The following is a 17,399-nucleotide window of genomic DNA, read 5'->3' on the forward strand; positions in this document are numbered from 1 at the left end:
ATCGAACGCAGCGAGGCGGCGCCGGTGTCGGCGGCTTCGATGTGGGTTCGCGGTGGCGTGTTGTGATGCAACATGTGATCGAGAGAAACACAGCCATTTCGGCGGTGTCAACCCTCGCGACGGATTTTCTATCGGTTTCCGCTGCATCCAGCGCAATCGCTTGCGGCACAAGGATGGTTGCTGCTGAAAGTGTTTCGGTGAACCCGAATTCACTCCTTTCGGGGCGGTTTTTGCGCGGAATCCGGTGGATTTTTCCGCCCAAGGATCAGCGTCCATGACGTCTGTCCGATACCGCGTGAAGGCCGCACCGGCGAAGATCGGGGAACCACCCGTCCATCGGAACCCGACCGTGTCCCGACGCCTTGCCCGTTCCCTGCTCGCCGCCGCCGTACTGGCTGCCGTACCCGCGCTGTCCTTCGGCGCCGACCGCATCACCGGCCACACCTTCGCCACCCGTTCGGAGGTGATCGCCCCGCATGCGATGGCCGCGACCTCGCAACCACTGGCCACCCAGATCGCGCTGGACGTGATGAAGGGCGGCGGTTCGGCAGTGGACGCGGCGATTGCCGCCAACGCCGCGCTCGGCCTGATGGAGCCGACCGGCAACGGCATCGGCGGCGACCTTTTCGCCATCGTGTGGGACCCGAAGACCCAGAAGCTCTACGGCTACAACGGCTCGGGCCGCTCGCCGAAGTCGCTCACCCTGGGCGAGTTCCAGCGCCGTGGCCTGAAGGACATCCCGGCCACCGGTCCACTGCCGGTGTCGGTGCCGGGTGCCGTCGACGGCTGGTTCGCGCTGCACGACCGCTTCGGTCGCAAGCCGATGGCCGACAACCTGGCGCCGGCCATCCGCTACGCCCGCGAGGGTCACCCGGTGGCCGAGGTGATCGCCTACTACTGGGACCGCTCGGTGCCCAAGTTGTCGCAGTACCCGGGCTTCAAGGAGCAGTTCACGATCAACGGCCACGCCCCGCGCAAGGGCGAGATGTGGAAGAACCCGAACCTGGCCAGCACCCTGCAGAAGATCGCCGACGGTGGCCGCGACGCCTTCTACAAGGGCGAGATCGCCCACACCATCGGCGACTACTTCAAGGCCAACGGTGGTTACCTGAGCTACCAGGACATGGCTGACCATCATGGCGAGTGGGTCGAACCGGTCAGCAGCAACTACCGCGGCTACGACGTCTGGGAACTGCCGCCGAACAGCCAGGGCATCGCCGCGCTGCAGATCCTCAATGTGCTGGAAGGCTACGACTTCTCGAAGATCCCGTTCGGTTCACCGGAACACGTGCACCTGTTTGTCGAAGCGAAGAAGCTGGCCTTTGCCGACCGTGCGCGTTTCTACGCCGACATGGCGTTCCAGCCGGCACCGGTGCAGAAGCTCATCTCCAAGGAGTACGCCGCGCAGCGTCGTGCGCTGATCTCGATGGACAAGGCGTTGAAGGAAGTGCAGCCGGGCACGCCGAAGCAGCTGGAGGAGGGCGACACGATCTACATGACCGTGGCCGACGCCGACGGCATGATGGTTTCGCTGATCCAGTCCAACTACCGTGGCATGGGCAGCGGCATGGCACCGCCCGGTCTGGGTTTCATCCTGCAGGACCGTGGCGAGATGTTCGTGCTGCAGAAGAACCATCCCAACGGCTACGCGCCGGGCAAGCGTCCATTCCAGACCATCATTCCGGGGTTCATCACCAAGGGCGGCAAGCCGTATGCCAGCTTCGGCGTGATGGGCGGCGCGATGCAGCCGCAGGGCCATGCGCAGATCGTGATGAACCTGGTGGATTTCGGGATGAACCTGCAGGAAGCCGGTGATGCGCCGCGCATCCAGCACGAAGGCTCGACTGAACCGACGGGTCAGGCCACGGCGATGACCGATGGCGGCGAAGTGAATCTGGAAACCGGCTTCCCGTACGAGACGGTGCGTGCGCTGATGCGCAAGGGGCATCGCATCGTGTTCGCCGATGGGCCTTATGGCGGGTACCAGGCGATCATGCGTGATCCTGATACCGGGGTGTATTACGGTGCGTCGGAGAGCCGCAAGGATGGGCAGGCGGCGGGGTACTGAGTTTCCCGGCCAACGGGCTGAGCCCCCTCTGCGGTGGGTTCAGAAGCGGAATAGCTTGTTGGGCCGGGTGGATAGGCTGTTCGGGGGACGCCGCAAGTACGTCCTTGTAGGCTTGGCAGCCGCATCCATGCGGCTGACACCCCCGCCCAGCCCACCCACCCGGCCCCTGACAGTTTCCGTGGCCGCCACCGCAGGAAGAGAAAGAAGAAGATCAAAAGCAAAGACAACAGCAACAGCAACAGCCGCGCGCTGTGGGTTGGGGTCAGATCCGTTTTCCTTCGGAAAACGGATCTGACCCTTTCTTGTTTTCTGATACACCTCATCCACGCATGGCGTGGAAAACCAACCGTCACCGGGAAATTGTCGGAAGCGGGGAGGGGGCCGATGGCGGGACCGTCCACGGCATGGATGCCGTGGCCGAGCCTACAGGGACGTACTTGCGGCGTGTCCCGCCATCGGCCCCCTCCCCGCCAAACCAGCAGAAATCCAGAGCCGCTTTTGAAGTTGTTGTTGCCGTTGCTTGAAAAAAGCGGTGCAGCCGCAGGCTGCAAAACAGCCCTCAATCCTGATCGTGCGCGCGCGCTGCCTCGGCCTGCGTCTCCTCCTGTGCCGCCATCTCGCGTGCAATCCACGCATCGATCATGTGCCGCTGGCGCTGCGCCTGCCGCCGCTCCCGCGTGTACTCCTGGTCCAGCACCCGGTACAGCGACACCATCACCAGCACCATCAGCAGCGCGAATGGCAATGCCGCGATCGTGATCATGCCCTGCAGCGCGTCCAGGCCTCCGGCCAGCAGCAACGCCGCTGCGATCAGTGCCACCGCAATGCCCCAGGCCAGCTTGCGCTTCAACGGTGGGTCGCCAGCCTCGTCGGTGGACATGCTGGCCAGCACCAGGACCGCCGAATCGGCCGAGGTCACGAAGAAGATCATCAGCAGCACCAGCGCGATGCACGACAGCAACAGCGGTAGCGGCATGCTGTCGAACAGTGTGAACAACACCGTCTCGTAGCCATTGCCAAGCGCCTGCACCAGATCGGCGTGGCCGAAGATCTGTGCCCACAACGCAGTGCCGCCGAACACCGCGAACCAGAAGAAGCCCAGCAGCGTCGGTGCGAGCACGACGCCGATCACGAACTCGCGCACGCTGCGGCCGCGCGAGATGCGCGCGATGAACGATCCCACGAACGGCGCCCACGAGATCCACCAGGCCCAGTAGAAGATCGTCCAGTCCGCCACCCAGGTGCTGCCGGAGAACGGTGACATGCGCAGGCTCATCGTCACCAGCTGGTTGAGGTAGGAGCCCAGGGTGGTGGTGAACGTATCGAAGATGAAGCCGGTCGGCCCCAGCACCAGCAGGATGGCTGCCAGCAGGGCAGCCAACGCCAGGTTGAAGTTGGACAGCCACTTCACACCTCGCTCCACGCCACTGGCGGTGGAGGCCATGTACAGCACGAAGGCGACGGCAATGATGGTCATCTGCACGGCGACGGTAGCCTGCACGCTGAAGACGCGTTCGATACCGGCAGCAATCTGGATGGTGCCGAAGCCGAGCGTGGTGGCGACACCGATCGCGGTGGCAACTACGGCGGCGATGTTGACCACCCGACCGATCCAGCCGCGATGGTGGCGGCCGATGATCGGCTGCAGCATGTCGCTGACCAGGCCGCGTCCATTGCGGTTGAACTGGAACCAGGCCATCGCCAGGCCGATCAGTGCGTAGATCGCCCACGGGTGCAGGCCCCAGTGGAAGAACGCATAGCGCATCGATGCGCGCGCCGCATCCAGGCTTTGCGGCGCCAGGCCTTCCGGCGGCTTGCTGAAATGCGAGATGGGCTCGGCCGCACCCCAGAACACCAGGCCGATGCCCATGCCGGCGGCGAACAGCATCGACATCCAGCTGGCACGCGAGAACTCGGGTTCGGCGTCCTCGCCGCCGATGCGCAGGTTGCCGAAGCGGCCGAACGCCAGGTACATCAGGAACACCAGCGCCAGGAACACCACCAGCAGGTACAGCCAGCCGACACTGCGGATGACTTCTGCCAGCATCGACTGGACCACGGTGTTGAAGGGGCCGGGGGCGATACCGGCGAGCAGCACCAGCAGCAGAACCAGTGCGATGGAAACGCGAAACACCATGAAGGAGCTTCTCCGATCAAGGGGGATTGAGGGGAGCGAGCAGAGCTTGCAGCGAAGGGCCGGCGGCATGCAGCACGGACCGGGCAGGAGCCGCGAAGGCGGCGGGGAACGCATCGATCTCAGCAACGCGATGGCGTGCACGTTACTGAACGCGACGTCATGGTTCCGTTAACGAATGGCGATCTGGTCCCGGAGGCGGGCGGTCTATGCTCTAATGCGCACCAAGAAGCGGGGGTACCGGGCCATCTGGCCACGGTTGAGACAGTCCCTTGGAACCTGATCCGGCTCATACCGGCGTAGGGAAGCTTTGCAATGCAGCCGTGCCCGGACTCCGCCCAAGGACCGTCCGTGTGCGGGTGCCGTGCGCCGCCGCTTCGTCCCTGACCTTCCTGGACGATGCCCGATGAACGCACAGCTCTCCGCCCTGCAGCAACAGGCCCAGCAACTCTCCGCATCCGTGACCCGGCCCATTCCCGGCTCGCGCAAGATCCACGTGCCCGGTTCACGCCCGGATCTGCAGGTGCCGATGCGCGAGATCGCGCTGACCCGTACGCCGACGCTGTTCGGCGGCGAAGAGAATGCGCCGGTGACCGTTTACGACACGTCGGGCCCGTACACCGACCCGGAGGTGCGCATCGATCTGTCCGCCGGTTTGCCGGCACTGCGTCGCGGCTGGGTGGAAGAGCGCGGTGATACCGAGCAGCTCGAAGGACTGAGTTCTTCGTTCGGTCGCGATCGCGAGCATGACCCGAAGCTTGACGCGGTGCGTTTCCCCGCGCGCAGCCTGCCACGCCGTGCACGTGCCGGTGCCAACGTCACCCAGATGCATTACGCGCGCCGCGGCATCATCACGCCGGAAATGGAATTCGTCGCCATCCGCGAGAACCAGCGCCTGGACGCGATCCGCGATGCCGGCCTGCTGCAGCAGCACCCGGGCGAGGCCTTCGGTGCGTCGATCCAGAAAGTCATCACCCCGGAGTTCGTGCGCGACGAAATCGCCCGTGGCCGTGCGGTGCTGCCCAACAACATCAACCACCCGGAAAGCGAGCCGATGATCATCGGCCGCAATTTCCTGACCAAGATCAACGCCAACATCGGCAACAGCGCGGTGTCTTCCGGCATCGCCGAGGAAGTGGAGAAGCTGGTGTGGGCGATCCGCTGGGGCGGTGACACGGTGATGGACCTGTCCACCGGCAAGCACATCCACGAGACGCGCGAATGGATCATCCGCAACTCGCCGGTGGCGATCGGTACCGTGCCGATCTACCAGGCCCTGGAGAAGGTTGACGGCCGCGCCGAGGCACTGACCTGGGAGATCTTCCGCGACACCCTGATCGAGCAGGCCGAGCAGGGCGTGGACTACTTCACCATCCACGCCGGCGTGCTGCTGCGCTACGTGCCGCTTACCGCCAAGCGTGTTACCGGCATCGTCAGCCGCGGCGGCTCGATCATGGCCAAGTGGTGCCTGGCGCACCACAAGGAGAACTTCCTCTACACGCATTTCGAAGACATCTGCGAAATCATGAAGGCCTACGACGTGACCTTCTCGCTGGGCGACGGCCTGCGCCCGGGTTGCATCGCTGATGCCAACGACGCGGCGCAGTTCGGCGAACTGGAAACGCTGGGTGAACTGACGAAGATCGCCTGGAAACACGATGTGCAGACCATGATCGAAGGCCCCGGCCACGTGCCGATGCAGCTGATCAAGGAAAACATGGACAAGCAGCTGCGCGAATGCGGCGAAGCGCCGTTCTACACGCTGGGCCCGCTGACGACCGACATCGCGCCGGGCTACGACCACATCACCAGTGCGATCGGCGCGGCGATGATCGGCTGGTTTGGCACGGCCATGCTCTGCTACGTGACGCCGAAGGAACACCTGGGCCTGCCCAACCGCCAGGACGTGCGCGACGGCATCATGGCTTACCGCATTGCCGCGCACGCGGCCGACCTGGCCAAGGGGCATCCGGGCGCACAGGTACGCGACAACGCGCTGAGCAAGGCGCGCTTCGAGTTCCGCTGGGAGGACCAGTTCCACCTGGGCCTGGATCCGGAAAAGGCCAAGGAATTCCACGACGAGACGCTGCCGAAGGACGCGCACAAGCTGGCCCACTTCTGCTCGATGTGCGGACCGCACTTCTGTTCGATGAAGATCACCCAGGACGTGCGCGACTACGCCGAGGCCGGCATGAAGGAGAAGTCGCAGGAGTTCCGTGCTGGCGGGGCCGAGGTCTACCGCCAGGGGTGACGGGTAACGGGTAGTGCCGGCCGCCGGCCGGCATTCCGTCGTGCACGGGACCGGGGAGAGTGCTGGCCAATGGCCGGCACTACCGTTCATCACGCCGCGCCCGGCTATCCTCCGCGCATCGCCCAGGGGAAAGGACGCCATGCCCGTTGCCACGACCACCCGCTGGCTGGCCATCGCCCGCCGCCATCCTTCGGCCTGGCTCCTGGCCGCCCAGTTGATCGCGGTGCTGCTGTATCCCGCCCTCGATGACACCGCCGCTGGCCGGGCGGCGCTGGGCATGTTCGGCATGGCGGTACTCGGCCTGGCGCTGTGGGTGGTCCAGCGCAGTCCGCTGGGAACCTGGCTGGCATTGCTGCTGGCCATTCCATCGGTGGTGTTCTCGCTGGCTGGCGCCCTGCTGGACCGCAGCGCGCTGCTGACCACCGCGCAGCTGCTGGAAAGCCTGCTGTACTTCTATACGGCCGGGGCATTGATCGCCTACATGCTGCAGGACCATCGAGTAACACGCGACGAACTGTTCGCGGCCGGGGCAACCTTCACCCTGCTGGCCTGGGGGTTCGCCTTTGCATTCGCGGTGTGCCAACAGTGGTATCCAGGCAGTTTCCAGGGCGCGACGGCTGGCCCCGAGCGCAGCTGGATGGAGCTGCTTTATCTGAGCTTCAGCTTGTTGTCCGGAGTTGGATTGAGTGACGTCGTGCCGTTGCACCCGCAGGCACGGGCCTTGGTGATGCTCGAACAGTTCGCAGGCGTCATGTATATCGGCCTTGTGGTGTCGCGTCTGGTCGGATTGACCATGCTTCGGCGCATGTGAAAATGAACGCCAGATAAAAATTTCGCGCCCATAAGGGCGCGAATGGTGATGCAGATTATGTGAATGCGTCGGCGAGAGAGAGCCTGAGTGTCGACCCCGTCATAGGCGGGGTAACCGGCTTAGGCTAATATCCGGGGGCGTTATTGTTTTTGCGGTATGCGCCGATGCTTTGTGCGGAATCTGGCTTTTCGATGGCCCTGTCCAGGGACGGTGGGGACGGTATTGCTGGTGAGCCCTGCCCAGGTCCCGTCCCTACTGTATAGCGGAAAATGAACAGCAGCGAACTCACGCCCATTGACGCCGACCGCGTGCAGGTCGGCGACTGTGTCATTACCTTGTCCTCGCGTGAGGTCGAGGTTGAAGGCGCGCGCCGTCCGCGGCGGCTGACGCCGAAAGCGCTGGGCGTACTTCGCGTGTTGATGCGGCAGCCTGGGCGCGTGGTCACCCGTGAAGAGCTGTTTGCCGAGGTCTGGCCCGATACGTTGCCGACCAATGACGTGCTGACCCAGGCCGTCACCCAGCTGCGCAAGGCGTTCGCCAACGACGACGACAATGGCCAGGCCTACATCGAGACCATCGCCAAGAGCGGCTATCGGCTGCTGGTACCGGTGCAGGCGCTGGACGACGTCGAGCCGGCGGCGGAAGTGGACGCGCTGGCCGTTGCGGATGTGATGCCGTCGCCGGACGGTGCCGGCACGATTCCGGCGCTGGCCGTGCCGGCAGCGCCTTCACGCCGGCGCGGCTGGCGCCAGCTGCGCCGCCAGCTGTTGTGGGTGCTGGGTGTGATGATGCTGGCCGCGCTGCTGGTCATGGCCACATTGTTGCTGCGGCGCGGGCCGGATCCGAGTTCACCGGTGGATGCAGCGGTCGAGAACGGCGTGCGGGTGATCGGCAGCCCGCAGCGTCCCTATCGCCTGATCACCGCCACCAGTGGTTTTGAAACCTATCCCACACTTTCGCCGGACGGCTCCCAGGTGGCCTACGAAGGCGCCAACGAGGATGGCGCCGGAGGTGGTGTGATCAAGGTGCAGACCTCGGGCAATGCGCCGGCCCGGCAGCTGGCGCTGCCGCCCAAGGGGGCCAGTGACCGTTTCCCGAGCTGGTCACCGGACGGGCGCGAGATCGCTTTTGCCCGCTTTGGAGCCGACGGCGGTTGCCAGGTGCTGATCGCCAGCGCCACTGGCGGCGGCGTGCGCCAGGCGACCCGTTGCGATGGAACCGAGCTGCTCAGCTTCGACTGGACACCGGATGGCCGCGGCCTGGTCTTTGGCAGCATGGTGGGCCGCTATGCCCATCGCGGCATCCGTGTGCTCGACCTGGCCAGCGGCCAGTGGCGGGCGTTGGACTACGCGGTCGATCAGGATGATTTTGACTACGCGCCACGCTACTCGCCCGACGGCAAGTGGCTGGTGTTCGTGCGCAATCCACAGATGGGCGACCTGTGGCGGATGCCGGCCGCAGGCGGTGAGCTGGAGCAGTTGACCAACGAATCCGCCGAACAGCGTGGCTGGGCTTGGCTGGGCGATGGGCGCAGCATCGTGTTCGGCCGGCGCGTGGACAGCGAGGTGCGGTTGTACTACCTGGACGTGGAGCGCCGCACCTTGCGTGATGCCGGCCTCGACGACGCACAGTGGCCTGCGGTGTCGCGCCACGGCGACGTGCTGGCCTTCGTTCACCGCCGTGCCCAGTTCGGCGTGTTCAAGGTGCCGATGGCCGGCGGCAGCGCCGAGCGGCTGTTCGCGTCCAGCGGGCGCGACGGGCAGCCGATGGCGGCGCCCGACGGTCGCCAGCTGGTCTTCACCTCCGATCGTTCCGGCAGTTTCGCGCTGTGGTGGGCGGACATGCAGCGGCCCGACTCACTGCGGCCGATCGAGGGCCTGCGTCCGGAGGGGCGGCAGGCGCCGGACTGGTCGGCCGACAGCCGCCAGCTGCTGGTGGTCGGGCGTGACGAGCATGGGCGTACCGTTGTCTACGAGATCGCCCCGCGCGACGAGCACCTGCAACCGCTGCCGGTTCCGGTGGATCAGCCGCTGCAGGCCCTGTACGGGGCAACCCCGGAGCAGCTGCTGGTAGTCGAGCGCGATGCAGAGCAACGCACCCGGTTGAGCCTGTTCGATCGCAGCGTGACCCCCTGGCGCCGCCTGGCCAGTATCGACGGCGTCTCCCAGGCGCGTTTCGATCGCGGCGATGGCCGCGTGCTGTTCACACGCCTGGCGTCCGGCGGCTTGTGGTCGGTGGATGCGGCACTGTCCCCGGCCAGCGTGCAGCAGGTCAGTGAAGACCGGCCCAGCCGATGGCGCTATCGCACCTGGACGGTGGCGGGCACCGGAGGCATCGGGTATCTCGGCAACTCGACCGAATGCGGTACGACCTTGATCCATATCCAGGCCGGCACCGAAGCCCCCGAGCGCTGCCTGGACCGGCAGCGGCTCAGTGCGGGCAACGGCATCAGTGCCAGCGCCGATGGCCGGGATCTGTATGTCGCCCTGGCGGTCAGCGATGGTGCCGACATCGGCGTCATGCAGCTGCCCCGGTCGACGCCGGCACTGTTCCCGGCCTTTCTCAAGTCGTTGATCCTGAAGAAAAATATCTCTTCGTGATTTTTTCGTGGAGTTCTCGCCGCGAATTCGTGGCGATCTCGGCGGATTTTCCTGACGGGCTGACGCCTGATTAGGCAAAACGGAAGCCTGTATCAGGCAAACCCGTGGTGCTCCATGCGTCAACTCTCGCTGGCCGATCGTGGCCAAACCGTCTCCCTCGACAAGGCGCTGGACGATCTCGCGCCGACCTGCATGGGCGTGGCCCGGCTCGGCAGCCTGCAGACCGCAGGGTCAAGCTTCACTGTCTGGCTGCAGGTGCGGGGCAGTTCCTGGGTGGAAGCCAAGGAAGGGCGTTTCCGCCTGCGCCATGGTGAGTGGATTGCCTTCGAGAAGGAGTCGCGCCCCTTGGTGCAGGCCGGCCGTAACGGACTGTGCGTGGGCCTCAGCCTGACTGCGGAGGCGATGCGGGTGCTGTCCGAGATGGCCGACTGCGGCCTGTATGCCGGTCGTGGTCGCGTGAGCCGCGGCGACGCCCGCGTTGCCCTGCGCCTGTGGCGCGATGCGCTCGACAGCGGCCTGCCAGCGCAGGCGCTGCGCCCGCTGTTGTTGCATCTGGCCGGCCTGCAGCGTGACCTGGCCGACAACGTACAGCGCTGCCCCGGTCGCTCACGCAGCCGCAAGCGCCAGGTGTTCGGCCGCATGCAGCGCGCCCGTCTCTATCTGGAGGGCAACAGCCACCGCGTGGTGCGGATCGGCGAACTGGCCGAGCTGACCAACTTCTCCAGCTGGTATCTCTCCAAGACCTTCCAGAGCCTGTATGAAGAGAGCCCCCAGTCGCTTTCGGCACGGTTGCGCCTGGAGCGGGCCGCAGATCTGCTGCGCGACACCGACATGATGGTGGGCGAGGTCGCCGCGGCCAGCGGATTCGACAACTGCTGCAGCTTCGCGCGCGCCTTCCGCGCCCGTTACGGGCAGTCTGCTTCCCGGTTCAGGGAAAACGGCGGCTTGCTCCCGCCACACTCTGCAAAGTCTACGGTTGGGTCGCGCAAATACAGCATCGCAACGCAATCGTAACGTGCTGGAGCGTTTTAACACGCTACTAACACGTACCTTGGAGAGATTGATGAACGTTCGCACCCCTGCCGTGCGGCTGGGCCTGCTGCCCGCCGGCATCGCGCTGGCGCTGGCACCGGCATTTGCTTCCGCACAGGAAGCCAGTGCCCCGACCACCCTTGATCGCCTGGAAGTCACCGGTTCCCGCATCCGCTCGGTGGATGTGGAAACCTCCCAGCCGGTCCTCACCGTAAGCCATGAGGACATCCAGCGTTCGGGCCTGGTCAGCGTCGGCGACCTGCTGCAGAACCTGTCCGTGGCAGGCACCCAGACCTTCAGCAAGGCGGCCGTGCTGGCGTCCAACCCGGAACAGGGCGGCCAGTACGTCAGCCTGTACAACCTGGGTGAGCAGCGCACGCTGGTGCTGGTCAACGGCAAGCGCTGGAGCACCAGCCTGGCCGGCTTCACCGACATGTCGACCATCCCGACCTCGCTGATCGAGCGCATTGAAGTCCTGAAGGACGGCGCCTCGGCGATCTACGGTTCCGACGCCATCTCCGGCGTGGTCAACATCATCCTGCGCAAGAACTTCGATGGCGCCGAGGCCAGTGCCTACTATGGCCAGAACAGCCACGGCGATGGTTCCAAGACCCAGTACAGCCTGACCCTGGGTGCCAGCGGCGAGCGCTCCTCGATCGTGTTCGGCGCGAACTACATCAAGGAAGATCCGGTGTGGGCCAAGGATCGTGGCCTGACCAAGTACTCCTATGGCCAGGGCCACAAGGAAGACGGTCTGAGCCCGGCTGGCCCGTGGGGTCGTTTCACCGATCCGCGTGCCGAAGGCACCGCCGGTGCTGGCGAATACAACAAGGCTGGCAAGTGGGTCCCGAACACCTGGGTGGTCAACCACACCGGTTCCTGGGACACCCCGGTCGGCGTTGGCCAGCCGTCGAACAACTTCAACAACTACCACCTGATTGGTCTGGACGACTACTACAACGCCTCGCAGCAGATGATGCTGAACCAGGGCGCTGAGTCGAAGACCATGTTCACCTCGGCCAGCTACGACATCAACGACAACCTGCGTCTGAAGTCGACGGCGATGTACTCCGAGCGCGATTCCAAGCGCCAGATCGCCGGCTACCCGCTGACCGGCACCTCGCAGCCGCAGTTCCCGGTGGCGATCAGCAAGGACAGCATCTACAACCCGCTGGGCAACTGGGCCAACCCGGGCGCCGGCGTTGACATCGGTGGCTGGGGCCGTCGTATCTTCGAACTGCCGCGCATCACCCAGAACAACGTCAAGTCGCTGCACTTCGACGCGGCCCTGGAAGGCAACTTCGACTTCAACAACCGTCCGTTCGACTGGGATGTGGGCATCAACTACAACCAGTTCGACGTGACCCAGACCAGCTCGGGCAACATCAACCTGCTGGCCCTGAAGAACGCCCTCGGCCCGTCGTTCATCAACGCCAACGGCGTCGCCCAGTGCGGCACCGCTGCCAACCCGATCGCGCTGGGCACCAGCCCGGGCAGCTGCGTCCCGTTCGACCTGCTGGGCGGCGCCAGCGCTGCGACCCCGGATGCGCTGAAGTACATCAATACCCTGCTGAACTCGACCGGCCAGAGCAAGAGCAAGCAGTACTTCGCCAACATCACCGGTTCGCTGTTCGACATGCCGGGCGATGCGGGCGAGTTCGCCTTCGCTGCCGGTTACGAGCATCGCGAAGTGTCGGGCTACGATCACCCGGACGCACTGTCCTCCTCGGGTTACACCACCGAGCTGGCCGCGCAGCCGACCGAAGGCAAGTACAAGACCAACGAGTTCTACCTGGAACTGATGGTGCCGCTGCTGCGTGACCTGCCGGGTGCCAAGGAGCTGTCGCTGGATATCGCCAGCCGCTACTCGGACTACGACAAGTTCGGCAACACGGTCAACAGCAAGTTCAGCGTGACCTGGAAGCCGATCGACGACCTGCTGGTGCGTGCGACCTACGGCGAGGGCTTCCGTGCCCCGACCCTGGACGACACGTTCGGTGGTGGTTCGCAGACCTTCGACAAGTTCACCGATCCGTGTGATGCCGTGTTCGGCCAGCGCAGCAACCCGGCCGTTGCAGCTCGTTGCGGTGCTGAAGGCCTGGCGTCCGACTTCCGTCAGACCGACGCTGCCGGTCGTCCGATCAGTGCCCGTGACACCCAGGGTAACAACCCGTTCAACTCGGGTGTGGGCAACGACAAGCTGCAGCCGGAAACCAGCAAGACCCGCACCGCGGGCCTGGTCTGGAGCCCGAGCTTCGTCAGCGGCCTGAACGTCTCGCTGGACTGGTACAAGATCACTGTCGACAACGTGATCACCGCGCTGTCGGCGAACTACGTGCTGAACCAGTGCTACCAGAACGGTGTGCAGGCCTTCTGTGACCAGTACAGCCGTGGCGACGTCGCCAACGGCCAGCAGGTCACCGGCCTGAGCCGCGGCAACGCGAACCTGGGCTCGCTGGAAACCGAAGGCTACAACTTCGGCGTCCGCTACCGCATGCCGGAATACAGCTTCGGTACCCTGTCGTTCAACCTGGACACCAACTACCTGACCAGCTTCCGTCAGCAGGCCACCAAGGGTGCTGCATGGGATGACTACGCAGGCTACTGGAACTACCCGCGTGTCCGCGGCACCCTGGCCAGCACCTGGACCAAGGGCGACCTGTCGGCCACCTGGACCATGCGTTACTACGGCGGCTTCCGCGACTTCTGCTACGACCAGGAAAATGGCCTGGAGTGCAACCAGCCCGATTACTACACCGAGAACGGTGGCTGGAGCGGTGGCCTGGGTGCCAACAAGAAGGGCGCGATCGTCTATCACGACATCTCGGCCACCTGGCAGGCCCCGTGGAACGGCAGCGTGACCGTCGGTGCCCGCAACGTGTTCGGCAAGACCCCGCCGATCACCTACGCGGTGACCAACGCCAGTGCCGTGCAGCTGGACCCGATGCTGGATTACGACCGCTTCCTGTTCATCCAGTACAACCAGCGCTTCTGATCCATCGAAGCCTGAAGGCAAGACGAGGAGGGCGGGCCGCAAGGCCCGCCCTCTTTGCGTTTGGCAGAGCCGGGTCGGGAAATTCTGAATCGGGCAGTTCAGCGACAAAGGTCACGCTTGTCGCAACTGGACCGCTGGTAGGTTCGCAGAGGTCCATTCCGGACCAAGGAGAGCGCGAAATGAACAACGCGATGCCACGTATGTTTGCTGCTGCAGTTCTCGCCGTCCTGAGCCTGGCCGGCAGTGTGTCGGCCGGTCCGCTGGTGTGTGCCAATGGCCGTTATTGCGCGGAGGTGCGCAGCAACTGCATCAAGGCCGGTGAGGATGCGGCGTACTGCCAGTTCCTGTTCGAGCGCTGCGTGTACGACCACTGCGCGCAGCCCTGATGCAACGAAGGCGCGTCCCTGCGGACGCGCCTTCATCGTGTGGATTGCCGGTGGAACTCAGGCTTCGCTCGGCGTAAGCCCCATCAGGCTGTTGGCATGTTCGCGCCACTGCGGCAGTTTGTTGAGCACGCCCGCGCGCTGCAGATAGTCCTCATCCACCGGGTCGCCGTTGACCAGCGCCAGAGCCACGTGCACCGCGCCGGTCACCCAGAAGCTGCGGGTGTTGGCGCGCTGCGGTTGCAGGTGGAATGCCACCGCTTCGATGATCGGCATCGGCAGGCCCCACAGCCCCAGCAGGTAGGCACCGGCTTCGGCATGGCCCGGGCGGGTATCACCGGCCAGCGACGGCTCGGTGCGCTCGTTGCGTACGCCGGGCAGCAGCAGGCCGATGTCGGCCAGCAGTGCCGCGGTTGCGCCCAGTTCGGCACTGGACTCGGGCAGCAGGCGTGCGGCCAGGCGCGAGGCGAGCAGGGCGCGCTGCTGCAGCGAGTTGCGTTCGGCTGTCGACAGCGTCGGCGCCGAGAACACTTCACTGGCCAGCACCAGGTCACGCAGCGTGGCCAGGCCCAGCCGGGTGACTGCAGTACGCAGGTCGGCAATGGTGCGGCCCTGGCTGAAGAACGCCGAGTTCGACAACTGCAGCACCTTGGCGGCGATGGCCGGATCGGCGGCCACCAGCTTGGCCACGTCGGCGCTGTCGGCGTCGTCATCATGCTCCAGCGCCTGGGTCAGGCTCAGGTACAGGTGCGGCGGCGACGGCAGTTTCTCGATGCGGCCGATGGCATCGCGCAGGCGCGGGCTGTCCAGCACTTCGCGCAGCTCTTCCAGGCTGGTCAGCGCTTCCAGCAGTACTTCCGGTGCCAGTGGCAACGGCAGGAAACGGTGAGCGACACCGATCAGGCGTGCCGGCGGCGGCCGGTTGCCATGCTGTGCGTCCACCAGCGCGATGCGGATGGTTTCCGGACGCAGGGTCCTGATCTGGCCGAGCAGCGTGGTGGCATTGAGGTCCGGCAGCTGCGGGCAGACAATCACCGCGTCCACGCCCTGGGTGGCAACCGCGGTCATCGCGGTCTGGCCATCGGTGGCGGTCAGCGGCTGCCAGTCTTCCCCAAGATCGGCAATGAATTCGGTCAGCTCAGCCGGCAGGCTGGCTGCATCCCCAACAAGCAGAATACGCACGACACATTCCCCTGGCTGTCTCGACGATGGATGTCGATGACGTGTGAAGTGACGCAATTTACCTAATACGGCAGCAAGAGTGATGTGCCGTCATCATGAAACGTGACCCGCATCGCTCCGGCAGGGTACCGCCGGAGCGATCCGGTTCAGGCTCAGGCCTTGCTGTCGAGGTGGCGCTGGTGCGCCTCGATCAGGATCTGCTTGGCCTCAGCGGCGCCGCCCCAACCGTCCAGCTTGACCCACTTGCCCTTCTCCAGGTCCTTGTAGTGCTCGAAGAAGTGGCCGATGCGCTCCAGCCAGTGGCTCGAGACCTGGGCGATGTCTTCAACGTGGGCGTAGCCACTGAAGATCTTCGAGACCGGCACGGCCAGGATCTTCTCGTCGCTGCCCGCCTCATCGCTCATCTTCAGCACGCCGACCGGACGGCAGCGCACGACCGAGCCCGGCACCAGCGGCAGCGGCAGCACCACCAGCACGTCGGCCGGATCGCCGTCGCCGCACAGGGTGCTCGGCACGTAGCCGTAGTTGCAGGGGTAACGCATCGGGGTGGACAGGATGCGGTCGACGAAGATCGCGCCGGTTTCCTTGTCCACTTCGTACTTCACCGGCTCCGAGTCCTTCGGGATCTCGATGATGACGTTGATTTCTTCCGGCGGGTTCTTGCCGGGCGAGACGAGTTCCAGACCCATGGTCGTGCTCCAGGTGGGGGATATAGACGGATAGCCCCCCATTTTATGCCTTTGCCGGGCGCTGTGCAGAGGGAGGGGCTGACCGCTGCGTGGGGCAGGGACCCACGCGGCAGGCCGGGGTTGGCTGATAGGGCCGGCCGGTGCGGGGGCGCAGGCTGGATCGACCTTGCCAAGGAGTCCGCCGATGAAAGTGTCTGTCCTGCCGTTCGCCCTGTTCTGCATGCTGCTGGTTGCGCCGTTGGCCCAGGCCTCTCCTTACGTCGACCTGATCGACTACCCGCGGCAGGAAGCCAACTGGGACCGCTTCTTTGCCCTGGAGGGACGTCTGCAGTACGGGTTCGACGCGATCTGCGGCGATACCTTCTGCGAAGGCGAGTACAGCGATATCCGCGCCCTGCGCCTGCGCTGCTCGGTGGACGCGGTACGCGGCACGGTGCATGAGTGCCTGTGGGCATTTGCCGCCAGTGACCTGGCTGTGTCGCGGCATGACGGTGCGATCGTCGCCCGGCAACCGACCTGGCTGTGCCGCCTGCCGCTGGTGCCTGGCACACCGGTGGAGGCCTTCCATGCCGCGCTCGCCGCCCGCAATCCACTGCATGACCCGTTGCCGGGGACCTCGCAGAGCGTCTATGACGGGCTGACCGGGTGCATCCATTGATGCGAACGTGACTGATTCTCATTAACGGAGTAGCATGCGCGGCGCCTTCCGTCTGTCGTCCCGGTTCCGCGCATGTCCTCCAATGCCGCCTCCCTCACCGAACTGCTGATCCGCGAGCGGCCTGCGCTGCTGCGCCGGGTGCAACGCATCCTGGGGGGCGACAACGGCGCCGAGGACGTGATCCAGGCGGTGTGGTTCAAGGCGCGTGGTGTCGATGACAGCCAGGCCATCGACAATCCGCGTGCCTACCTGTACCGGCTGGCCGCCAACCTGGCCACCGACCACGGCCGCGAATCGACCCGGCGCAACCGCCTGCTGGCCGACCACTACCTGTGGGGAGCGGACGAGGTCATCTCGACCGAGGAACAGGCCATGGCCCAGGACGAGCTGCAGCGTGTGCTGGATGCGGCCGGACACCTGCCGGAGCCGACCCGCACCATCTTCCGGCTCAACCGCCTGCAGGGCCTGACCCAGGCCGAGATCGCCCGCCGCCTCGGGGTGTCGGTGACCACCGTCGAGAACCATGTGCGCACCGCGTTGCAACGCCTGGCCTGGGCGCGCAGCGGCCGATGATCGCCCCGGCTTGGGGCTGGCCC

The 17,399-nt window shown here is 65.3% G+C and carries 12 protein-coding genes and 1 riboswitch; of the genes, 9 read left to right on the top strand and 3 right to left on the bottom strand.

The window, feature by feature from the left end; genetic code table 11:
- Positions 1–349: 349 nt before the first annotated feature.
- Positions 350–2,068: a gamma-glutamyltransferase gene (ggt, locus tag AC5P5S_RS04695; RefSeq protein WP_062605860.1), complete on the top strand. Its 1,719-nt coding sequence runs from the start codon at positions 350–352 to the stop codon at positions 2,066–2,068.
- A gap of 559 nt (positions 2,069–2,627) precedes the next feature.
- Here ggt and AC5P5S_RS04700 read toward each other — a convergent pair.
- Positions 2,628–4,205: a BCCT family transporter gene (locus tag AC5P5S_RS04700; protein WP_005410943.1), complete on the bottom strand. Its 1,578-nt coding sequence runs from the start codon at positions 4,203–4,205 to the stop codon at positions 2,628–2,630.
- Positions 4,206–4,425: 220 nt separating this feature from the next.
- Positions 4,426–4,526, top strand: a riboswitch (TPP riboswitch).
- Between the two features lie 82 nt (positions 4,527–4,608).
- Between AC5P5S_RS04700 and thiC the strand changes: the two genes are divergently transcribed.
- The 6 genes from thiC to AC5P5S_RS04730 all read left to right on the top strand — a co-directional run bounded on the left by thiC (position 4,609) and on the right by AC5P5S_RS04730 (position 14,277).
- Positions 4,609–6,453 (top strand): phosphomethylpyrimidine synthase ThiC, encoded by a 1,845-nt coding sequence (gene thiC, locus AC5P5S_RS04705; RefSeq protein ID WP_012481195.1) that lies wholly within the window; start codon positions 4,609–4,611, stop codon positions 6,451–6,453.
- 139 nt (positions 6,454–6,592) lie between these two features.
- Positions 6,593–7,264, top strand: a complete 672-nt coding sequence (locus AC5P5S_RS04710; RefSeq protein ID WP_005410941.1) for an ion channel — start codon at positions 6,593–6,595, stop codon at positions 7,262–7,264.
- Positions 7,265–7,533: 269 nt separating this feature from the next.
- A complete protein-coding gene (locus AC5P5S_RS04715; RefSeq protein WP_231336637.1) occupies positions 7,534–9,864 on the top strand; it encodes a winged helix-turn-helix domain-containing protein in 2,331 nt (776 codons plus the stop codon).
- Positions 9,865–9,978: 114 nt separating this feature from the next.
- Positions 9,979–10,878: a helix-turn-helix transcriptional regulator gene (locus AC5P5S_RS04720; RefSeq protein ID WP_495276293.1), complete on the top strand. Its 900-nt coding sequence runs from the start codon at positions 9,979–9,981 to the stop codon at positions 10,876–10,878.
- Positions 10,879–10,927: 49 nt separating this feature from the next.
- Positions 10,928–13,891 carry a TonB-dependent receptor plug domain-containing protein gene (locus AC5P5S_RS04725; RefSeq protein WP_005410938.1) on the top strand — a complete coding sequence of 988 codons (2,964 nt, stop codon included), beginning with the start codon at positions 10,928–10,930 and terminating at the stop codon, positions 13,889–13,891.
- A gap of 179 nt (positions 13,892–14,070) precedes the next feature.
- A complete protein-coding gene (locus tag AC5P5S_RS04730) occupies positions 14,071–14,277 on the top strand; it encodes a hypothetical protein (protein WP_005410937.1) in 207 nt (68 codons plus the stop codon).
- Positions 14,278–14,334: 57 nt separating this feature from the next.
- Here AC5P5S_RS04730 and AC5P5S_RS04735 read toward each other — a convergent pair whose 3' ends face one another.
- On the bottom strand, positions 14,335–15,456 hold the full coding sequence (locus AC5P5S_RS04735; protein ID WP_005410936.1) for an HDOD domain-containing protein: 1,122 nt from the start codon (positions 15,454–15,456) through the stop codon (positions 14,335–14,337).
- A 152-nt stretch (positions 15,457–15,608) separates the two neighbouring features.
- Entirely contained in the window at positions 15,609–16,145 is a 537-nt protein-coding gene (ppa, locus tag AC5P5S_RS04740; RefSeq protein ID WP_005410935.1) for an inorganic diphosphatase, read from the bottom strand.
- A gap of 184 nt (positions 16,146–16,329) precedes the next feature.
- On the opposite strand from ppa, the gene AC5P5S_RS04745 reads away from it, so the two are divergent.
- Together AC5P5S_RS04745 and AC5P5S_RS04750 are read left to right on the top strand one after the other, a co-directional pair.
- Complete coding sequence (locus AC5P5S_RS04745; protein WP_231336636.1) at positions 16,330–16,803, top strand: hypothetical protein; 474 nt, start codon at positions 16,330–16,332, stop codon at positions 16,801–16,803.
- A 72-nt stretch (positions 16,804–16,875) separates the two neighbouring features.
- On the top strand, positions 16,876–17,376 hold the full coding sequence (locus AC5P5S_RS04750) for an RNA polymerase sigma factor (protein WP_005410933.1): 501 nt from the start codon (positions 16,876–16,878) through the stop codon (positions 17,374–17,376).
- Positions 17,377–17,399: the final 23 nt, after the last annotated feature.

It is taken from the genome of Stenotrophomonas sp. YJH_SMC_54 (assembly GCF_059368435.1).

Excerpts from the sequence above, each read along its gene's own strand:
- ppa (WP_005410935.1), bottom strand. The coding sequence starts at position 16,145 with ATGGGTCTGGAACTCGTCTCGCCCGGCAAGAACCCGCCGGAAGAAATC.
- AC5P5S_RS04715 (WP_231336637.1), top strand. The coding sequence starts at position 7,534 with ATGAACAGCAGCGAACTCACGCCCATTGACGCCGACCGCGTGCAGGTC.
- AC5P5S_RS04710 (WP_005410941.1), top strand. The coding sequence starts at position 6,593 with ATGCCCGTTGCCACGACCACCCGCTGGCTGGCCATCGCCCGCCGCCAT.
- thiC (WP_012481195.1), top strand. The coding sequence starts at position 4,609 with ATGAACGCACAGCTCTCCGCCCTGCAGCAACAGGCCCAGCAACTCTCC.
- AC5P5S_RS04700 (WP_005410943.1), bottom strand. The coding sequence starts at position 4,205 with ATGGTGTTTCGCGTTTCCATCGCACTGGTTCTGCTGCTGGTGCTGCTC.
- AC5P5S_RS04750 (WP_005410933.1), top strand. The coding sequence starts at position 16,876 with ATGTCCTCCAATGCCGCCTCCCTCACCGAACTGCTGATCCGCGAGCGG.
- AC5P5S_RS04725 (WP_005410938.1), top strand. The coding sequence starts at position 10,928 with ATGAACGTTCGCACCCCTGCCGTGCGGCTGGGCCTGCTGCCCGCCGGC.
- AC5P5S_RS04745 (WP_231336636.1), top strand. The coding sequence starts at position 16,330 with ATGAAAGTGTCTGTCCTGCCGTTCGCCCTGTTCTGCATGCTGCTGGTT.
- AC5P5S_RS04720 (WP_495276293.1), top strand. The coding sequence starts at position 9,979 with ATGCGTCAACTCTCGCTGGCCGATCGTGGCCAAACCGTCTCCCTCGAC.
- AC5P5S_RS04730 (WP_005410937.1), top strand. The coding sequence starts at position 14,071 with ATGAACAACGCGATGCCACGTATGTTTGCTGCTGCAGTTCTCGCCGTC.